The sequence below is a fragment of the Numidum massiliense genome (assembly GCF_001375555.1).
Classification (GTDB): domain Bacteria; phylum Bacillota; class Bacilli; order Thermoactinomycetales; family Novibacillaceae; genus Numidum; species Numidum massiliense.
In genome coordinates, this window is sequence record NZ_CTDZ01000009.1 from 863,151 (window position 1) to 883,328 (window position 20,178).

The window sequence follows — 20,178 nt, forward strand, 5'->3', positions numbered from 1 at the left end:
CTTGGAGAGTGAATAGTTGGGGCGGTCATGGTATGATAAGGAAAGCATTTGAACAGGGAGGAGCATGTGCAAGTGGCTAAAGAATCTTCATTCGATATCGTGTCAAAAGTTGACGTGAGTGAAGTCGACAACGCGGTAAACATCGCGAATAAAGAAATCCAAAACCGCTACGATTTCAAAAACAGCGTCAGTACGATTGAACTGCAAGATGAGGAGCTGGTGGTTCTCGCCGACGATGACTTTAAATTAGAGCAAGTGAAAGATATTTTAGCGAGCAAACTCATTCGGCGCGGCGTGTCGCTTAAAAGCGTACAGTACGGCAAAGTAGAGCCGGCGAGTGGCGGCAATGTCCGGCAGCGGGCGACACTCCTGCAAGGGATCGACCAAGACAACGCGAAAAAGATTAACAAAGCGATTCGCGACAGCAAGTTGAAGGTGAAAGGGCAAATTCAAGGTGATCAATTGCGCGTGAGCGGCAAAAGTAAGGACGACCTGCAAAAAGTGATTGCCCTCGTCAAAGAAATGGACTTGCCGATCGACGTGCAGTTCGTCAACATGCGTTAGGGAACATGCGCTAAGAATAGGAACGAAGGGCCGCGTACCGAGGTACGAAAAAAAGTAATACATACTATGTCATGCCACACGGCGGAAATGCGACGGAATAAGTGAGAAATTCAATAAAAAAACCGACTAGAACAGGAACTTTTTTATATGTGTGCCATATATTAAGACTGTGCGCAAGTCGAGCGCTATCACTTGTTTGGTAAGCACACAGCCGAAGGAGGCATGGTCATGAGTTTCCGTTCCGAAGCGAAAGTGCGTGCATCGATGCCGCGCATCGGGGATGCGGCGCCCTTGTTTCAAGCGAAAAGCACACACGGGGATCTGTATTTGTCCGATTACCGCGGCGAGTGGGTGTTGCTATTTTCCCACCCCGCCGACTTTACACCGGTCTGTACGACCGAATTTATCGCGCTTGCGAAGCGGTATGACGATTTTAAACAGCGCAACGTACAGCTCATCGGGCTAAGTATTGACAGTTTGTCCGCGCATTTAGCTTGGGTTCGCAACATCGAAGAAAAAATGGGCGTCACCATTCCGTTTCCAGTGATCGCCGATTTGACGGGAGAAGTCGCGCAGCAGTACGGGATGATCCACGCCCAAGCGAGTGACACGGCGACAGTGCGCTGCGTATTCCTCATCGATGACCGGCAAACGGTGCGCGCCGTCATTTATTACCCACTCAATGTCGGTCGCAATGTCGACGAACTGTTGCGCCTCATCGACGCTTTACAGACGGTGGACGCGTACAGTGTCGCTACGCCAGCAAATTGGCACCCTGGCGACAAAATTGTCGAACCGGCGCCACTAACGGTTGCTGCCCTAAATGAGCGGTTAGCGACTTGTGACTTAGAAGGTAGCGATTGGTACTTACAGCGGCGGCAGTTGTAGAAATCGTTCGAGAAAGTCCGTATTGCCTTTCGTCGCTCGATTAGCAACATTTATTTTCGACAGCCTCTAGCCAACTGTCGCCAGACAGAAGGTGGGGCTTTTTTTAAATCGGCGGCAACCGAATGTGCGACCGATTTTCGACAGAGAAAAAAACTAAAAAAACGACCATTTGGAAAAACTGCAACAAGTTATCGACGAACAGCGAAAAAAAAGGGCGCTCCCGTAAGCGACGAACTTCGCTCGGGAGCGCATTGGAGCCTCAACCGAGTTTGTGCCCAGATATTTTGTTGACGACGAGGGCGATCGCCCCGTCGCCAGTAACGTTGCAGGCGGTGCCAAAGCTGTCTTGCGCGATGTACAGCGCCATCATTAAGGCGAGCATCGTCTCGTCAAAATGGAGCATCGAGCCGATGATACCGAGCGCGGCCACGATCGCACCTCCGGGGACGCCAGGTGCGGCGACCATCGTCACCCCGAGGGCGAGAATGAACGGAAACATCGTCGCGAACGACGTCGACATGCCACCCAGCATCATGACAGCGAGCGAACAGCTGACGATCGTAATCGTACTGCCCGAGAGGTGGATGGTCGCCCCGAGCGGGATGACAAAGTCAGCTACCCTTTCGTTGACTCCCATTTTTTTCGTCCGCTCCAGCGTGACTGGAATGGTTGCTGCAGACGATTGCGTACCGATCGCGGTCACATAGGCGTGCACCATGTTTTTCAGCAGTTTAAAAGGGTTCGCCCCTGACAGACTGCCGCCGACGGTGTATTGCAGCAACAAGTAAAGTAAGTGTAAGCAAATGATGACGATGAACACTTTGGAAAACGTGACGAGAATGTCGGCGACTTGACCGGCATACGTCATATTGGCGAAAATTCCTAAAATGTGCAGCGGTAACAATGGAATAATAATGAACGTAATCGTCTTTTCTACGATTTGCTGGAAATCGCCCATCACGCGTTTCAGTGTATCTCCTTGAATGACTGCAATGCCGATCCCGATTGTAAACGCCAATAAAAGAGCGGTGAACACATCCATGAGCGGTGTGATTTCTATTTCAAAAAATGGCTTCACAAGCGCGCTTTCCGGGTTAGCAGCACTGTCGTTGAAGTTGTCCGTGTTTAACAACCGCGGGAATAAAGCCGAACCGGTGACGTAGGCGAGTGTCCCGGCGACGATCGTCGACAAATAGGCGATGCCGGTTGTCAATGCCAATAATTTACCGGCGCCCCGCCCTAATTCGCCGATACCTGGAGCGATAAACCCGAGAATGATCAGCGGAATCACAAAGCCGAGAAACGCACTGAACACGTTGTTAAAGCTAGCCAACACTTTAACGACTACTTCTGGGCTGAATGCTCCGATGAGGCACCCGAGTGCAATGGCCAACAGGAGCCTCGGCAACAGTCCAAACTTCTTCATACAATCCCTCCTGGGAAGTGTCAATAAGTAAAAATTAAGCCTTTTAGCTGTAGTAAATAAAAGTATATCTTGTTTGCCATAATAAGTACAGGTGATCTTCATGGAAATTATATTTCGTCGGCTAGCACGCTGTCGGTTAGCTACACAAAAAAAGCGGTGGCAACATCGCACACCGCGGAAGGGGAATGGGGAATTGAAACTGTACGCTTTCAGTCCGCCGTTTGTGTGACGATTTGCAAGGCGCGAAAGGCGTTAACGAGTCCGTGTCCTGCAGCTGTTTTGTCTCCAGCGAGTCGGTATGTGGTACGGATGAGGGCGTTTTTCACTTCGTCGGGGGTTAAGTTGGGGCGTTTTTGTAGCAGTTGTGCGGCGATCCCGGCAACGATCGGCGTGGCCATCGAGGTGCCAGACATACGGGTATAATAGTGATCGACGATGTTTTCTGCGGCGACCTCGTCTAAGTAACTGCCTTTGACGCGGAGTGAAACGATCGCCGTGCCGGGTGCGACGAGATCCGGTTTTGCGACGCCCTCGTGCGTCGGTCCTCTGCCCGAGAAGTTAGCGACCGCAACGTTCGCTCGTTTGGCTGTTTTGCCACTTTTGCGATTGTCCGCCCTTGTGCAACGATTGCAATCGTCCACAGCGCCAACGGTGATGATTTCTGGAACGATGCCCGGGCTGGCAATCGTACCGTGTTCGGGGCCGAAGTTACCGGCGGCAGCCACGACGACGAGGCCGCTGTGCCAAGCCTTTTGGACGACGCGCGCGAGTGGGTCGCTAGCGACTGGGGCTAGGGCATGTGTCCCTAATGACACGGATAAGATGCGGATGCGGTACTTGTTGCAGTTTTTAATGCACCAATCGATGCCTGCTACGAGATCGGATAACTTGCCGTCACCTATCTCATTGAGCACTTTTATCCCAATGAGGTGGGACTCGTACGCGGGTCCGCGACACTTTCCGGCGGACGCGTACCCGTTGCCTGCCGCGTCCCCGGCACAGTGTGTCCCGTGGCCGTTATCGTCGTACGGTGTGGTCTTATTGGCGACAAAGTCTTTAAATGCGACGATGCGGTTAGTTGGTAGCGTGAGGTCGGGGTGCGGTGCGATCCCTGTATCGATAATGGCGATGCCGATCCCTTTACCGGATGCACCGCCCTCCCACAGCAGCGGGCTACGGACGGCAGGGGTGGCGACGTCGAGGAATATTGTGACAGGTCGATCCACACGAAAGTTGGCAACGTGTCCAGGAGTAGCTGATTGGCGTAATAGGCGCGGTGACTTCACAGTTTGCTGCATCTTACACCCCTCCTACTAAGGCTTGCTCTATTTTATGAGCCGCCAATAGTAGGAGGAAGTGCGTGAAACTATGTGAGGGGCAATAATTTTAAATTGTTCTTAAAAAAATCGTTAAATATCCTGCTTAAAAAAGACCTACTGCTTTCCCGTCGTCCGTCACATCCATGTTTAACGCGGCGGGCTGCTTCGGCAAGCCAGGCATTGTCATGACGTCTCCGGTAAGGGCGACGATGAAGCCGGCACCGAGCGATGGACGCAATTCGCGCACCGTAATCGTAAACCCTTCCGGTCGCCCGAGCAATTTCGGATCGTCGGAGAGCGAGTACTGCGTTTTTGCCATACAAATCGGCAAGTTGTCCCACCCAGCGTCCGCGAATTCAGTCAGTTGACGCTCAGCTTTTGCAGTAAAGGCGACGTCTTTCGCCCCGTATACTTTTTGTGCGATACAAGTGATCTTTTCACGGATCGGCTCATTGAGTGCGTAAAGCGGGGTGAAACGACCTTCCGACTGTTCGACGAGCTGTACGACTTTTTCCGCGAGATCTTCGCCGCCGCGGCCACCCTTCTCCCACACTTCCGTTAACGATACGGGGATGCCTTGGCTTTCGCACCACTGTTCGACAAAGGCGAGTTCCCGTTCGCTGTCGTGGACGAAACGGTTAATCGCGACGACGAGCGGTAGCCCGAACGCTTGGATGGTTTCGATGTGCTTATTTAAGTTGGCGATTCCTTTGCGCAAAGCAGCGACGTTTTCTTCTGCTAGCTCGTTTTGCGGGAGACCGCCGTTCATTTTTAAGGCGCGAATCGTCGCCACGATCACGACGGCACTCGGCGCCGTGTTCGCCGTGCGCATTTTAATATGTAAAAACTTTTCTGCACCGAGATCCGCGCCGAACCCCGCCTCGGTGACGACGTAATCGGCTAGCTTGCTCGCCATTTTCGTCGCGATTAAACTGTTGCACCCGTGGGCAATGTTCGCAAACGGCCCGCCGTGAACGAGTGCAGGCGTATTTTCCAACGTTTGCACGAGATTGGGGCGAACGGCGTCTTTTAGCAATAAGGTGAGGGCGCCTTCCACACCGAGATCGCGCACCGTCACGGGTTGTTTGTCGAATGTGTAGCCGATGACCATGCGTGCGAGGCGTTTTTTAAGGTCGTCGATGCCGTCTGCGAGGCACAGGACGGCCATAATTTCTGACGCGACGGTAATGTCAAAGCCGTCTTCGCGCGGTACCCCGTGGGCAGGTCCGCCTAGTCCTACGACGATGTGGCGCAAGGCACGGTCGTTAAAGTCGAGGACGCGTTTCCAAATAATGCGCCGCGGGTCGATTTGCAAGTCATTTCCTTGGTGGATGTGGTTGTCGATTAAGGCGGCGAGGGCGTTGTGCGCCGTCGTAATCGCGTGCATGTCGCCAGTAAAGTGGAGATTAATGTCTTCCATCGGTACGACTTGCGCATAACCGCCGCCGGCAGCGCCGCCCTTTTTCCCCATGTTCGGCCCGAGCGACGGTTCGCGTACGGCGACGATCGCCTGTTTGCCAATGCGGTTCATCGCTTGTCCCAATCCGACGGTGACCGTTGACTTTCCTTCGCCAGCCGGCGTCGGGTTAATTGAAGTAACTAAAATAATTTTTCCGTCCGGTCTCGTTTGCCGCTTTTGAAAGACGTCTAGGGATATTTTCCCTTTGTAGCGGCCATAAGGCTCCCAATCGGCGGTGTCGAGCCCTAGGCCATCAGCAATTTGTTCAATCGGTTGCAATGTCGCCGCTTGGGCTATGTCAATGTCTGATTTCACGAGTGGTGCTTTCATCGTAGGCAGTGACCTCCGTGTTGTAATTTGGAAAAAGTGGTGTGTCGTATTGTGTGGAACTAATGATTCGTGCCGAAATTGGTTCGTTCTTTCAAACATAGCGAGGGTCGCCTTTGAATAAGGATGGTACATAAGAAGAATAACAAAATACGTGGGACAAAGCCAACCGCTCAAAGCGGCAAGTTGCCCTCGAGTATACAGGGGGTAACGGGCAATTGACTGTTACAAGAAAACGATAGGGGGAAGGACTCACGTGGAGCCCGAACAATATGTAGCGCAGCTCGTCGGGCAAGATGATCCGATATTGGCGCGCGTGCGCGAGCGCATGGCGGCGGCGAACATGCCGATGATTTCAGTAGCACCGGAGTGGGGAACGCTTTTGACGATGCTCGTGCGGATGGTGCGGGCGCAGCGCGTGTTGGAAATTGGCGCGCTTGGCGGGTACAGTGGGATCTGCCTAGCGCGTGGACTTGTGCCGTCCGGTAAGCTCGTATCGTTAGAAATTGAGCAGCGGTATGCGGACATTGCGCGCGACAGTTTGGCTGAAGCAGGATTCGCGCATCTCGTCGAATATCGCATCGGTCACGCACGGGACTCGCTCGCACAGCTGGCGCGTGAAGGTGTACTCTTCGATCTTATTTTTATCGATGCCGATAAAGAGAACTACCCACATTACTTGGAGGGAGCGATTGCCTTATCACATGCGGGGAGTGTGATTGTCGCCGATAATACGATGCTCGGCGGGCGCGTCTACGATTCGACCGACGTCAGTAGTGCCGCGCTAGCGATGCGAAAATTTAACGAAATGATCGTACACGATGGGCGTTTGGAGGGTATCGTCGTACCACACCGCGACGGGTTAGCCATCGCTTGCGTGAAATAGCATGAAAAAACATGTTGTCTTTTGCTCACATTTTCGGTAAAATAAAAGCAACCAAATAAGAACGATCCCACAAAAGGGGAGTAGCTTTAACAGCAGAGTCGTCATGACAGGAGACCGTTCTCCTCGGCTTTGTTGGCGGCCGCGGTTGCTAGCGAGACCTTTTGCCTATACTACCATAGGCAAAAGGTCTTTTTATTTGGAAACAGATACAGGAGGAATTAGCGAATGTTTGACCTAACGTTTTTCACAGGACTATTGTCGATCATAATGATTGATATCGTATTAGGGGGCGACAACGCTGTCGTCATTGCGATGGCGAGTCGTCGGCTGCCAAAAAAAAAGCGCAACCAGGCGATCTTTTGGGGGACGGGAGCGGCTATTATCGTGCGTGTCGGTCTGACGTTTCTCGCTGTCTATTTGCTAAAAATCCCCTTACTACACTTTTTAGGGGGATTGCTACTCATATGGATCGCTTATAAGCTGCTCGTCACTCACGACGAACACGCCGAGGTGAAGGAAGGCGACAGTTTGTTTCAAGCGATTCGTACGATTGTCGTCGCCGACGTCGTCATGGGGCTGGACAATGTGTTGGCGATCGCGGGCGCGGCGCGAGGAAATTTTGTCCTCGTCATCCTCGGTCTGTTAATTAGTGTGCCAGTGATCATTTGGGGTAGCAAAATCATTTTGTCACTCATTGACCGTTTTCCGATCATTACGTATATCGGTTCTGGGATCTTAGCGTGGACGGCGGGGACGATGATCGTAGAGGACCGGATCGTATACCCTTACTTGGCGGCAATTCCTTTTGTCGAGATTGTCTTGCCCATGGCGCTCATCGTTCTCATCTTAGGATTGGGAAAACTGCAGAACACTCGGGTTGCCAATAGTTAGAAACCGCAAATAAACAGCTGCGCTAGCGTTCCTTTGTTATAATAAGTAGATAGTATCCCCTAAGGTGTTTACGTGGAAACTATGTTATTTTTATTTTGGTGAAAACTTTTTGCTCAACGTTACGTCTATATATATAGGGGATACGAAAGATAAAAAGGTGTTTAAGATTTTATTTGGGGGGAGAATCGTACAATGAGATATAAATACAATATTCTCATTTCAACAGCGAATTACGGCGAAGGGCATAAACAAGCGGCACGTGCCTTACAACAGGCGTTTGGACAATACAAAGATACGTTCGACGTCGACGTGCTTGATTTTGCGAACATGGTGCATCCGGTGTTCAGTTCGGTCACGCAGTACTGTTATGAACAGAGTGTAAAAAAAGCACCGAAATTATACGGGTTGCTCTATAAACAGACGGAACGGTTTACGCCAACCTCCCGATTCCACCGACGCGTCAGCATGCTCGGCGTGGAAAAGATGAAAGCTTATTTGCGAGACAAGCAGCCGGATGCGATCGTCAACACATTTCCTTTTCCGGCGGGCTCTGCTTCTTTGTTGAAAGAACACGGGTTACTAGACGTACCGACGACGACGGTCATTACGGATCACGCGTTGCATCCGCAGTGGATTCATAAACGGACGGATTTTTATTTTGTCGGATCGGAACGCGTTAAACGCGGCTTGATCAACTACGGCATTCCCGCAGAAAACGTACAAATTACGGGCATTCCGATTAGGCAAGGTTTTCATGAAACGTATGATCGGCAAGCGTTGAAACAGAAATACGATCTCGACGAACGTCCGACCGTGTTAGTGATGGGCGGGTGGCACGGCGTGTTCAACGCTGCATTATGCGAATGGCTCGTAAAGGCGAGCGACCGCGTGCAAGTCATCTTTGTGTGTGGGCGCGATCAAAAGTTGCAACATAAACTGTGGCCGTTGCAAGTAAATTACGCAGATCGGGTGCGCGTCTTCGGGTTCGTAAACAACATTCCTGAACTGATGGCCGTGTCTGACTTTATAATGACGAAGGCGGGCGGACTGACGACGTCTGAAGCGCTGGCGATGGGACTGCCGATGCTCCTTTTCCGGCCGATTCCCGGTCAGGAGGAAGAGAACGCGCGCTACTTGATCGGCGAGGGCGCGGCGTACATTGCCCGTAACCAACAACAGTTAATGCGCACTTATTCTATGTTATGCAACAGCCCAGAGACTCTCGCAAGTATGAAAAAAAATGTGGAGCGTATTAAACCATTCAATTGCTCTGATAAAATTATACGCAGTACGCTCAAACTCATCCATGCGCGCGAAAAAGCTGCCGTTCCGTTCTAACGCGTCTTTAATCCCCATATCATGTCCTTAGGGACAAGATTGGGGGTTTTTATTTTGAAAACGGATTGGAAAACCGTGTTTAAAATTGCGTTTACGTACATCGGGACGGTCGTCGGTGCCGGCTTTGCTTCTGGGCAGGAGATCGTGCAATTTTTTACTTCCAAAGGTCCGTTTAGTTTCATCGCCATCGCGCTAGCGTCGGGTGGCTTCGCTTGGCTAGGGAACCGCATGATGTTGATCGGCGCGAGGCTTGAGGCAAGTTCATACGAAGCGTTTAACGATTATTTGTTCGGGAAGCGATTCGGGCGGATCATGAACGGGTTTGTGACGATCATTTTGTTTGGGGTAACGACGGCGATGATTTCCGGGACGGGGGCGATGGCAGAGGAGCAAGTCGGGGTGTCCTTTCACTTCGGTGTACTGTTCACGCTTTTGCTCGCATACATCACGATTGTACGCGGTTTGGACGGCATCCTTGCCGTCAATTCGCTCGTCGTACCGATGATGGTCGTTTTTTGCGCCGTGCTCGGCATTAGCAGTTTCCTCACGTGGAGCGAAACGACAGCACTACCCGCAACTCCGTCTGCGGCGGTCCCCCCTCTTGCGTGGCTCGTTTCCGCCGTCACCTATTTGTCCTACAATTTAGCGATGGCGCAATGTGTATTAGTGCCGATGGGCAGCGAAATTGCCGATGAACGTACGATCAAAAAAGGTGGGCTAATCGGCGGCATCGGTTTAGGGTTAATGTTATTGACGACTAATTTTGCGTTATCACTCGAAAATTCCGCGGTGACACAATTGGAAATTCCGCTCGCACCGATTATTGCCGAATTGGGCACGTTCGTGAAAGTGTTGTTTTTGGCGGTCATGTGGGCAGAGATTTTTACGACGTTAATTGGGAATGTGTACGGGTTAGCCGCCAATTTAGAGACCGTGTTTGTGCTTGGTCACAATAAAATGTTGCTGCTGTTATTCGCCCTCGGTTATGCGTGCTCGCTGATCGGTTTTTCTAATATGGTCGGTTACGCGTACCCGCTGTTCGGGTATACGGGCATTGCGACGATGGTTTTGCTCGCCTTTAGTCGGTTACCGCAGCACAAGTCACATTAAGTTATGGTGTTGCTCACGTTTAGCTGGTTCCCGCGGCGCATGTCGTGTAGTGCATGTCGTGTAGTGTATGTCGTGTAGTGTAAGTTGTTAAGCTGGTTTGTGACGCAGACACTGCAGTGGTCCGGGTGGAACAGAATAGAGTGGAGGCGAGGGCGTCAGTTGCTTTTATCGCCCCTAACGTATATACTCAGTTGTAGTAAATGATAACCATTATCATTACTTATAATTGATGCAGATATAACGATTATGTGGAGTGGAGTGTATACATATGGAAGTGTTGGATGCCATTTTTTCGCGTAAAAGTGTCGGTAAGGTGAAAACCGATCCGGTTGATCAAGAAACGGTAGAGAAACTGTTAGCAGCAGCTGTCGCTGCGCCAAACCATCGCCGAACTGAACCGTGGAAGTTTTTCGTGTTGAGCGGCGAAGGGAGGCGCCCGCTCGGACGGACGATGGCCGCCATTGCCGCCGAAGAGATGACGGATCCTCAGTCGGCAGAAAATGAAAAGCGCCTCGCGAAAATAGCGGAAAAGCCGTTTCGCGCGCCACTCGTCATCGCCGTCGCCGTATCTCCCGTATCTCAGCCCAACGTCTTTTGGCAGGAGGAATTAGCCGCCGTGAGTGCTGCGGTGGAAAATATGTTGTTAGCGGCGACTGGGTTAGGGTTAGGCGCGATATGGCGAACAGGGCGCGCGGCTTATCATGCGAAGATGAAAAAGCTGTTCGGTCTACAGGGAGAGGAGCAGATCGTCGGATTCGTCTATGTCGGTTATCCGGAGATCCCGCCGCAAGCGAAAGAAAAACCGACCTTTCAGGAAAAAACCGTGTGGGTTGACCACGATCAACCGTACGCGTGACGATAGGACTCGTCGCATAACGTCGCACTGTTTAACGTCGCACTTTTTAAGTCTAGCTGTTAAACGTCTCGCCGTATAACCTTAAACAAAGCGCTGTCTTACAGCGAATCGCAACGGGAAAGGCGTGTCGTAGTGAGGTGTGATGTAATAGTGGGATACGATGTAATAGTGGGGATATGATACAGTTGTAAGCAAACTAACAGTCGAACGACAAGTTGCCGACCGATGGATCGTCAGGTGTTCGTTGGCGGACGACGTCTTGTGGTGTACCTAAAAAAGTCATTGCATCGCTTTACTTTTTCCTGGATTGGACTAGCTACTTCCCGTTGTTTCCTTTAGAATATATACAAAGAGATGTTCGTTATAAGGGATGTGTCTAAGTGCCAGAATCCGGTTTTTTTGGTGCGATTTACCGCATCACAGACATCATTTACAAGTTAGCTTGGAGTAACGTGTTATGGTTTTTTACCGCGGGGTTCCCGTTCGTCTTTTTACTTCATCCAGAATTGCTTGAAGGGGCCTGGATCGTGCCGTTCGTGCTTAGCCTCGTTATTTTGCCGCCGGGGACAGCGGCGTTGTTCCACGTGATGCGCCGGTGGCAAGAAGACGAAGACATTTCTGTGTGGCGGGAGTATTGGCGCGGTTGGAAAGAAAATTGGAAACAAGCATACGCTGTCATCGACTTATACATTTTGATCGGGTTCGTCTTAGTGGTCGACGTATTCGTCGTTACGAACGTGAAAGACAGCGGGTTGCAATGGTTAAGTTTTGTATTTTTGCCGTTAGGGCTTCTTTACACGCTAACGGGGATTTCGTTATGTTCGGTGCTTGTGCACTTTCAGTTAAAAGTACGGCACATCTTCCGCAATGCCTTCGTTATGGCAGTGAGCCACCTGTTTTCTTCGCTAGCGATCCTCATCGTCCTCGGGATTGTCCTCTGGACGGCGCTATGGAAAATGCCGGCTCTGTTCTTCTTCTTTTTCGGCAGTGTGACGGCATGGGCATTCACGTGGCAGACGAGGCGTATCATCCATAAATTCCAGCAGATGGAGGCCGATCGGGCTGAGGAGGCTAAGGAAGCTGCAGAGGCTGGGGAAGCAGAAGAGTCGGCTAATCAGCGAGAGAAGGTAGCTGTGAGCGATCAGCGGAGGGATGATACTGCAGGCGATCAACGGGGAGAAGGTGCTGCAGGCGATCAACGGGGACAGGACCGTGCAAGTAATGAGCAAGTAGAAGCTGTTGAACGGCAAGGTAAGGCGGCGGAGCAGTAGGGCGGGGGTGCTGCTAAGCGGTTGAAGGGGACGCGAAAGGGATGAGTAACCCCTGTTGATTTTATGAAGTGTAATGAAAAAGATGCGTTAGCACGTCGCCAATACGTGGAAGTTATAATGTAAAGACGTAAAAAGGGACAGCCGACGACGACTGTCCTATTGAATTCGCACTTCGGCGTTTTGGGGATAAACCGAAGTAAGTGTGTTATACGAAGGCAGGTACGGATCCTTTTATTTTTCGTTTACGATTCTCTTTATGTGTGAACCTTCCGACGGGCTACCATTTCCGGCTAACGCCGTCAAGGGCATGACTAATAGGGCGACCGCGATGATTGAAAGGACGAGCTTTTTCACTGTATTACCTCCCGTTAATGATCGATTCTACTTGATACATATTTTTGGTTTCCCGCTGCAATGCGTCTTCGTTACCCACTTGTTCGTAGTAATTGGCTAACACGAGGTGAAACTCCTTTTTTTTGCTGTACAGCATGCTCTGTTCTGCGAGGCGAATACCTTCCTCGCAAATCGCTTTCACTTCGTCGGAGTTTTCCCCTAACGCGATTTTTGCACGAAGCAACAGAAGCGGTAAGTACTCCGACGTCAATTCCATCTGTTCTTTCAATGCAGCTGCTTTTTCCACATATTCCGTCGCTAGCCCCAATTGATTTGTCGCGAAGTACACCTCACCGTACGAAAAATAGATCGTGGCGAGAATATTTTTGTCTTTTGCCTTTTGACTCAATTCGTAGGCGAGGTCATAATAAGCTAGCGACTGCTCGTACGCTTTGTCGCGGTAATACGTATCCCCTAAATTAAGGTAGAGTAGGCTTCCGATACGCGGATCGGGAAAATGCTGACTAGAGAGATGGATCGCCTTCTGAAACACGTCAACCGCTTGTGCGTAAAGTTGTTGGTGGGCAACGATGATGCCTTCCAAGTTGTATCCGAGCAGCAACGTCTTGAAGTCCTGAGTCTGTTCGCATACCTGCTGCGTTTCGATTACGTGCTTGTACGCTTGCGCCTTGCGGTCGAGGTGGTAAAAACAGTTTGCCTTATGGTACGTAAGGCGTCCCGTAATTTGCGGGCACTCCCTTTCTGCTGATAGCGTCTCGAGTCCTAGATCAGCATATTCGATCGCTTTTTCGTAATCTTGTTCGCCGTAAAACACAGTAAGCGACTAGTGGTAGTACGCTTCAGCGGCTAATGCGTTTCCCGGATCGGCCACATCGGTTTCGCGTAGGAGACGCAACACTTGCTGGAAGGCGTTTTTGGCTCGTTCCCATTGGCCTTGCTTACGCAAGACGAAGCCCTTCAAAAGCTGGGTTTTCGTCGCCTCGAGGGGGAAAGAAGACAACGTGTCATCACTTTCTAAAGCGCTTACTCTTTTACGCGCTTCACCCAGCACATTCACCTCAATTAAGTGTCGCACGACGGCCAGCTGTTGCTGTAGCCGCTTCTGCTCGTCCTCTGTGCTTTGCAGCATTTGCTTGATCAGATCGTCGGACAGATCGAGTTGCTGGCGAATGTAATGCACCTTTTCACTCGCGAGGTTGTTCGTGATCCCGCGCTCGATGTTACTAATCGTCGGCACGGAAATGTGGTCATTAGCCAGATCGCTTAAGGTTAGTCCGAGCTCCTTTCGGCGCTGGCGAATGAGTGATCCGAGGCTGATCGGATCAAGATCCATAACTAAAACCCTCCATTCGTCGCGAAGTATATGCAGATATAGCTTCTATTCGACTATTCGACAAAAGCGGTCGAATTCCTTCTTCGGTTTCAAAAATTTTTTCGTATGTATAGCGGAGCCACTGTGACATTGTATGTGTAACATTTCTCTCGAAGGGTTTTAGCAGGAATTTGGAGGGAGAATATAGAAAAGGAAGACCTAAATAGTACTCCTAACCACCACGAAAGGAGAGGTCTTCCTTGAAAACCATTATACCAGAAATCGCTACTATCTTGGAACAGTCTACAGATATGTTGTCGTTTTGGGAAAGCTTACGTATTCGCCTGATGGAAGTGATGGCTGATCTGTTCGGAGAATTTTTGGAGCAGCTCGATCAGATGATGACGACGCATTACAAGGAAAAATACGGTTGGAAAAGTGAGCGATTGGACAGCCGGGAGTTCACCAGTTTTTTTGGGACAGTGTCCTATAAACGCCACTTGATGTACGACCGAAACGGAAACGCACATTACCCTGTCGATGAGGCAATCGGTTTAAAACGCCGTAAAAGATACAGCCCAGACCTTATGATGCTCGGAGCAGAGTTAGCTGCAGCGCCGGGAATGACCTACCGCCTCGCCTCAGAGGTCACGCAAAAACTTGCCGGTATAACGATCAGCCATACGACGTTTCAGCGCTTAGTAAAAGAAGCAGGTGAAGCTCAAGCTGTCATGGATGCTGAAAAAAGGGATCGAATTTTTGAGGATACGGTAATTCCTAACTCTCCGTCCGTTAAGCACTTATATTGCGAAGCAGATGGCTTATACGTCAAAGGGAGAGGCAAAGGAATAGAGATCAAAAATATGCTTGCCTATACCGGGTGGGAGCAAAACGGACAGCGTGTCTCGTTAACAGATCGTCACGTCTTTTCTACCGTTGAATCGGTGGATGACTTTTGGGAAATAGGTTATGCAGCGATTCGACATCGTTGGGATCTCTCACATACACATGTGGCGACTAATGCGGATGCGGCTTCATGGATCTCTGAGGAACGCGTTCAAAATACCTTTTCTGAAGCGACATCGGTTGTCCGCCAATTGGATCCTTTTCACGTAAAGAGGAGTATTCGTCGCGGGTTGAGCCGCCAGCCAAGGCTCATTCCTCAAATTGAAAAGGCAATATCCGAAAAAAATAAGGATAGGTTTAAAGCGGTGATTGATACGGCACAGGGAAATGCAGAGACGGAGCGAGAGGAAAAGCGTATCGAGAACATGCAGAAGTATCTTGAAGGGCACTGGGAGATCCTCTGCGACTGGCGTGAGGTTAGTCCAGACGTGCCAAAAAATGCTCGTAGGATGGGATGCATGGAATCGAACCAGAGACGTCTGGCATACCGCATGAAACGTCGTGGCATGTACTGGAGTGAAGAAGGGGCTCAAGCCATCGCCAAAGTACAACAAGGCGTTACCAATGGGACGTTGAGACAGGCATTATTAACTGTCTGGCCCAACCGCCAAGTGACACAAAAACTAAAACGCCATGCGAGGCGAATAGGTAAGTCGGATCACATTGGGGTTCAAGTTGGCAGGATCCAAGTAGGTGCCGCATCAGCTTCAAGTGCTATTGGGTATTTGGATAAGGTGGTTAATCGCCGTCCTTGAAGAGTTAACTCCTCAAGGGCGGACAACAAGTGAACGTTAGGGAATGACATATTTAGGTCTTTAAATCCTTGATCCTGTAAGGTCGTCGAGTAAAGCTTGACACATACTGTGACATTTCTTTCATGGAAACGAATACGCGTGTTGTGCTATACTAGATTTATTGAATTGAATACAACCTTCGGGGCATGGTGAGATTCCTGACCGGCGGTGATCGCCACAACGGTGGCGTAAGCCCGCGACTCACAGATCATAAGAGGCGTTTCGACGACTCGACATGCGGTTGACGACGCATTTTCCCCGCAGTTGTTATGCGAGGAAAAAAGGTTGTCGCCAGCAGGTGATCGTGACTGACTTAGTGTAACTCTAAGGCCGACGGTATAGTCCGGATGGTAGAAGGTGAACAAGGACTTTGCTATTTTTTTCAAGAAATTAATAGTAAGGTTTATTTCACTATGCCCAGATAATTGTGTCTGGGTATTTTTATTTGGGTTGCATTCAATTTCAAAAATCTAACCAAAAGGAGGATTTTTGGAATGGCGATATTTTTTGGTAGCGCTGGCGAAGGCGAACATGACGAACGAGCGGATCGCGCATACTTCACGGAGTACGCGGATCCTACGGACCGAGTATACCTTACGGAGCACGCGGACCCCATAGACCGCGCATACCTTACGGATCTCACGAACCGTGCGGACGGCCATACACGCTATATGTCACTCGCGCTACAGTTGGCGCGCGCGACGCAAGGGCAAACGTCGCCGAACCCGCCAGTCGGGGCTGTCGTCGTCAACGGCGGGAAAATCGTCGGCATCGGTGCTCATCTCGCCGCCGGTCAGCCACATGCCGAAGTGCACGCGCTACAGATGGCTGGGCAAGAGGCGAGCGGCGCCACGCTGTATGTGACGTTGGAACCGTGTAACCACCACGGTCGCACGCCACCTTGTACAGAGGCAATCATCACATCTGGGGTACGAAAAGTAGTCGTCGGTAGTACAGATGCCAACCCGGCCGTCAACGGCGCAGGCTTGGCGCGGTTGCGCGAGGCTGGCATCGACGTCGTAACTGGCGTACTGCAGCGAGAATGTGCCACATTGAACGAAGCATTTTTTCACTATATGACGACGAAGCGGCCCTTTGTGACCGTGAAGACGGCGAGTACGTTAGACGGAAAGATTGCGACGAAAACAGGCGACAGTCGCTGGGTGACTGGCGAGCAGGCGCGGGCTTACGTCCATCGGCTGCGGCATGTGCACGATGCGGTTATGGTCGGTATTGGCACGGTGTTGGCGGACAACCCCCTCTTAACGACCCGTTTGCCGGAAGGGGGACGAGACGCGGTGCGCGTCGTCGTCGACAGCCAGCTCCGTACGCCCTTAGAGGCATACGTTTGTGACACATCGCAGGCGCCGACGTGGATTTTTTGCACGGAGAGGCGCGACAGAGGGAAAGAGGCGGCGCTCGCGGCGCGCGGGGTGCGCGTATTCACGGCGGGCGCGGGTCCGCGGGTCGATTTAAGTGAACTATTCGCTATACTCGGTCGGGAACACATCGTGTCCGTACTCGTCGAAGGGGGCAGTGCGCTGAACGGTTCCTTGTTAGAGGGACGTTTCGTGAACAAGGTCGTAGCGATGATCGCTCCGAAGCTTATAGGAGGAAGGGACAGCATGACGTCTTACGGTGGCGTGGGAAGTGATCGTATGAACGACGCCTTGTCTCTATCCGCTGCCAGGGTGCATAAGTTAGGCAACGATTTGTGCGTTGAAGGATATGTGTCACGCCCGCGGGCAGGAGGGGATCGACATATTTACCGGGATAATTGAGGAAATGGGCTGTGTGCGTCGCCTCGTCCGAAAAGGGGGAGCACTTGTCCTAACGGTCGACTGTCAATCCGTGTTAACCGATTTGAAAATAGGAGATAGTGTTGCCGTTAACGGCAGTTGTTTAACGGCTACCCGCGTCGACGATTACAGTTTTACGGCGGACGTGAGCGGCGAGACCATTAAGCGTACGACATTAGGTAATTTACGCGTCGGCAGCCAAGTGAATTTGGAACGTGCACTCGCGGCGGGCGAGCGGTTCGGCGGTCATTTTGTCAGTGGGCACGTCGATGCGACCGCGGTCGTAACTGAACGAAGACAGATGACAAATGCCGTCTTGTTTCGATTCAAAACAGCGCCCGAGTGGGCAACTTATATGGTCGACAAAGGTTCAATAGCTGTGGATGGGATCAGTTTAACCATTTTCGACGTGGCAGAGAACGGTTTCTCCGTCACCGTCATTCCGCACACGTTGCGCGAGACGACTTTGTATGACTCTCATGTCGGGGATCGCGTCAACATCGAGTGTGACATGATCGGCAAGTACGTTGTCAAAGTGTGCCTGAACAAGGCAGAACATGCGGCGCCAGCAGGTGTGAGCATCGAATTATTGAATGAGAACGGTTTTATATAACGGATAAATATAGAGGAGGAATGGTTGTGACGTTTCACACAGTAAGTGAGGCAATTGACGATTTGCGGCAAGGGCGACCAGTGATCGTCGTCGACGACGAAGATCGCGAAAACGAAGGCGATTTGGTGGCACTAGCTGAACACGCGACGCCGGAAGTGATCAACTTCATGATTACACACGGACGGGGGTTAGTGTGTGCACCTCTGACGGAAGAACGGGCACGCACGTTAGACTTGCCGTTAATGGTCGAAAAGGAGCAAAACGTGGACCGCTACGGGACGGCTTTCACCGTGTCTGTCGACCACAAAACGACGACGACCGGCATCTCGGCCCACGAACGCGCCCGAACCGTCCAAGCGTTAATTCGCCCCGATGCCCGCGCGCACGACTTTCGGCGTCCGGGACATATTTTTCCACTCATTGCAAAAAAAGGTGGCGTCCTCAAGCGCGCCGGCCATACGGAGGCTGCGGTCGACTTGGCGCAACTCGCAGGTAGTGTACCTGCCGGTGTCATATGTGAAGTGGTCAAATCAGATGGGACGATGGCACGCGTCCCGGAATTAACGCGACTAGCGGAACAGCATGCGCTAAAGATGATCACCATTGAAGACTTAATCCGTTATCGGATCGTTGAGGAACACTTAGTGACGCGGGAAGCTTCCGTGCAAATGCCGACCGCATACGGCCGTTTCACGGCGATCGCGTATACGAACCCTGTCGACGATCAAGAAGTTGTCGCCCTCGTCAAAGGGGAAATGACCCCCGATGAACCGATCCTCGTGCGCATCCACTCCGAATGTTTGACAGGCGATGTGTTCGCTTCCCTCCGCTGCGACTGTGGGCCGCAGCTCCACGCTGCCTTGCGCCAGATTGAAGCGGCAGGCAAGGGCGTGCTCGTCTATATGCGACAGGAAGGTCGCGGGATTGGTCTGTTGAACAAATTGCGCGCCTACGAATTACAAGAGCAAGGTCTCGATACGGTGGAGGCGAACGAGCGCCTCGGTTTCCCGCCCGATTCGCGCGATTACGGGATCGGCGCACAAATTTTGCGTGACTTAGGTGTCGAGCGATTGAAACTAATGACGAACAACCCGCGCAAAATCAAAGGATTGACGGACTACGGCTTGGACATCGCGGAAGTTGTGCCGCTCCAAATGCCGGCCAATGCGGAGAACGAAAAGTATTTGACGACGAAAAAAAGCAAACTAGGACATTTATTAACGATTTAAGAGGAGGTCATCTGTTATGGTAAAAGTTTATGAAGGACATCTCATCGGCAAGGGACTTAAGGTTGGCATCGTCGTGAGTCGTTTTAATGAACTCATTACGAACAAGTTGCTCAGCGGAGCGATCGATGCGTTAAAACGACACGGTGTAGAAGAGGAAAACATAGCGGTCGCATGGGTGCCGGGGGCGTTTGAAATCCCTTTTGCCGCAGACAAAATGGCCGCGTCGAAAACGTATGACGCTGTCATTACGTTAGGAACGGTCATTCGAGGTGCGACGCCGCATTTCGATTTTGTCGCCAACGAAGTGGCGAAAGGGGTAGCGAACTTGAATGGTAAACACGGGCTGCCCGTCATTTTTGGCGTATTGACCGTGGAGACGATCGAGCAGGCGATCGAACGCGCCGGAACGAAGGCAGGCAACAAAGGGTACGAAGCGGCCGTCTCGGCGATCGAAATGGCCAATTTGCACGAGAGCCTGCACAATATAAGCGGAGCGCAAACCGTCTGATCTGCTTTGGCGGGAACTGCGTCGCGAACTCTGTCGGGAACTATTTTGCCCGCGGTTTTGCTTGCTTAAAAGGTTATATTGCGAGTGCTCGTTAGCGAAAGAAGTCGCTGCCTGCATAGGAGAGGCCGCTGTCTGCATACCGCAGATGGCGGCTTTCGTTTTTCAACAGGTTGTCCCGCGCCCGTTTCGGATTTTCATTCTTTACTTATAATCATTATTAAGTTATAATGAGTATATAAAAGTTTCCCGACCAACATTAGTTTGGGGTACAACAACATACGATTATTATTCTCACTGGACATCATGCTGCCTTCGGGCAGCATGTCTC

General features: G+C 51.2%; 19 protein-coding genes and 1 riboswitch. Of the genes, 13 read left to right on the forward strand and 6 right to left on the reverse strand.

Annotated features, from left to right (window positions below):
• Nucleotides 1-72 precede the first annotated feature (72 nt).
• Together BN1247_RS04630 and BN1247_RS04635 are read left to right on the forward strand one after the other, a co-directional pair.
• Nucleotides 73-564 (forward strand): YajQ family cyclic di-GMP-binding protein, encoded by a 492-nt coding sequence (locus tag BN1247_RS04630; RefSeq protein ID WP_054951492.1) that lies wholly within the window; start codon nt 73-75, stop codon nt 562-564.
• Nucleotides 565-792: 228 nt separating this feature from the next.
• Entirely contained in the window at nt 793-1,452 is a 660-nt protein-coding gene (locus tag BN1247_RS04635; protein ID WP_054949345.1) for a peroxiredoxin, read from the forward strand.
• A gap of 259 nt (nt 1,453-1,711) precedes the next feature.
• Here BN1247_RS04635 and BN1247_RS04640 read toward each other — a convergent pair whose 3' ends face one another.
• From BN1247_RS04640 to BN1247_RS04650, 3 genes are all read right to left on the reverse strand, one after another.
• Nucleotides 1,712-2,878, reverse strand: coding sequence for a dicarboxylate/amino acid:cation symporter (locus BN1247_RS04640; RefSeq protein WP_054949346.1), 1,167 nt, complete (start codon nt 2,876-2,878; stop codon nt 1,712-1,714).
• Between the two features lie 209 nt (nt 2,879-3,087).
• Nucleotides 3,088-4,176: a S8 family peptidase gene (locus tag BN1247_RS04645; RefSeq protein ID WP_054949347.1), complete on the reverse strand. Its 1,089-nt coding sequence runs from the start codon at nt 4,174-4,176 to the stop codon at nt 3,088-3,090.
• A gap of 124 nt (nt 4,177-4,300) precedes the next feature.
• A complete protein-coding gene (locus BN1247_RS04650; RefSeq protein WP_054949348.1) occupies nt 4,301-5,986 on the reverse strand; it encodes a formate--tetrahydrofolate ligase in 1,686 nt (561 codons plus the stop codon).
• A 253-nt stretch (nt 5,987-6,239) separates the two neighbouring features.
• Between BN1247_RS04650 and BN1247_RS04655 the strand changes: the two genes are divergently transcribed.
• The 6 genes from BN1247_RS04655 to BN1247_RS04680 all read left to right on the forward strand — a co-directional run bounded on the left by BN1247_RS04655 (nt 6,240) and on the right by BN1247_RS04680 (nt 12,335).
• A complete protein-coding gene (locus tag BN1247_RS04655; protein ID WP_054949349.1) occupies nt 6,240-6,869 on the forward strand; it encodes an O-methyltransferase in 630 nt (209 codons plus the stop codon).
• A gap of 225 nt (nt 6,870-7,094) precedes the next feature.
• Entirely contained in the window at nt 7,095-7,760 is a 666-nt protein-coding gene (locus BN1247_RS04660; protein ID WP_054949350.1) for a TerC family protein, read from the forward strand.
• Nucleotides 7,761-7,952: 192 nt separating this feature from the next.
• Nucleotides 7,953-9,098: an MGDG synthase family glycosyltransferase gene (locus BN1247_RS04665; RefSeq protein WP_054949351.1), complete on the forward strand. Its 1,146-nt coding sequence runs from the start codon at nt 7,953-7,955 to the stop codon at nt 9,096-9,098.
• Between the two features lie 54 nt (nt 9,099-9,152).
• A complete protein-coding gene (locus BN1247_RS04670; protein WP_054949352.1) occupies nt 9,153-10,208 on the forward strand; it encodes a YkvI family membrane protein in 1,056 nt (351 codons plus the stop codon).
• Nucleotides 10,209-10,476: 268 nt separating this feature from the next.
• Entirely contained in the window at nt 10,477-11,064 is a 588-nt protein-coding gene (locus BN1247_RS04675; protein WP_054949353.1) for a nitroreductase family protein, read from the forward strand.
• 380 nt (nt 11,065-11,444) lie between these two features.
• Nucleotides 11,445-12,335 (forward strand): YesL family protein, encoded by an 891-nt coding sequence (locus tag BN1247_RS04680; RefSeq protein WP_054949354.1) that lies wholly within the window; start codon nt 11,445-11,447, stop codon nt 12,333-12,335.
• Between the two features lie 231 nt (nt 12,336-12,566).
• Here the strand turns inward: BN1247_RS04680 and BN1247_RS18375 are convergent, their stop codons facing one another.
• The 3 genes from BN1247_RS18375 to BN1247_RS04690 are packed head-to-tail and all read right to left on the reverse strand — an operon-like array spanning nt 12,567 to nt 14,022.
• Nucleotides 12,567-12,689 carry a hypothetical protein gene (locus tag BN1247_RS18375; protein WP_261796029.1) on the reverse strand — a complete coding sequence of 41 codons (123 nt, stop codon included), beginning with the start codon at nt 12,687-12,689 and terminating at the stop codon, nt 12,567-12,569.
• Between the two features lie 4 nt (nt 12,690-12,693).
• On the reverse strand, nt 12,694-13,503 hold the full coding sequence (locus tag BN1247_RS04685; RefSeq protein WP_054949355.1) for a tetratricopeptide repeat protein: 810 nt from the start codon (nt 13,501-13,503) through the stop codon (nt 12,694-12,696).
• A gap of 9 nt (nt 13,504-13,512) precedes the next feature.
• Nucleotides 13,513-14,022: a helix-turn-helix domain-containing protein gene (locus tag BN1247_RS04690; RefSeq protein ID WP_054949356.1), complete on the reverse strand. Its 510-nt coding sequence runs from the start codon at nt 14,020-14,022 to the stop codon at nt 13,513-13,515.
• A gap of 290 nt (nt 14,023-14,312) precedes the next feature.
• On the opposite strand from BN1247_RS04690, the gene BN1247_RS04695 reads away from it, so the two are divergent.
• The 5 genes from BN1247_RS04695 (at nt 14,313) to ribH (ending at nt 19,850) form a co-directional block, all read left to right on the forward strand.
• Complete coding sequence (locus BN1247_RS04695) at nt 14,313-15,662, forward strand: ISLre2 family transposase (protein ID WP_187119684.1); 1,350 nt, start codon at nt 14,313-14,315, stop codon at nt 15,660-15,662.
• 170 nt (nt 15,663-15,832) lie between these two features.
• Nucleotides 15,833-16,064, forward strand: a riboswitch (FMN riboswitch).
• 308 nt (nt 16,065-16,372) lie between these two features.
• Nucleotides 16,373-17,482 carry a bifunctional diaminohydroxyphosphoribosylaminopyrimidine deaminase/5-amino-6-(5-phosphoribosylamino)uracil reductase RibD gene (gene ribD / locus BN1247_RS04700; protein WP_054951493.1) on the forward strand — a complete coding sequence of 370 codons (1,110 nt, stop codon included), beginning with the start codon at nt 16,373-16,375 and terminating at the stop codon, nt 17,480-17,482.
• Complete coding sequence (ribE, locus tag BN1247_RS04705) at nt 17,430-18,113, forward strand: riboflavin synthase (RefSeq protein ID WP_231633385.1); 684 nt, start codon at nt 17,430-17,432, stop codon at nt 18,111-18,113. Before ribD ends, ribE begins: the two co-directional genes overlap by 53 nt.
• A 20-nt stretch (nt 18,114-18,133) precedes the next feature.
• Nucleotides 18,134-19,342, forward strand: coding sequence for a bifunctional 3,4-dihydroxy-2-butanone-4-phosphate synthase/GTP cyclohydrolase II (locus BN1247_RS04710; protein WP_054949357.1), 1,209 nt, complete (start codon nt 18,134-18,136; stop codon nt 19,340-19,342).
• Between the two features lie 16 nt (nt 19,343-19,358).
• Entirely contained in the window at nt 19,359-19,850 is a 492-nt protein-coding gene (gene ribH / locus BN1247_RS04715) for a 6,7-dimethyl-8-ribityllumazine synthase (protein ID WP_054949358.1), read from the forward strand.
• Nucleotides 19,851-20,178 lie beyond the last annotated feature (328 nt).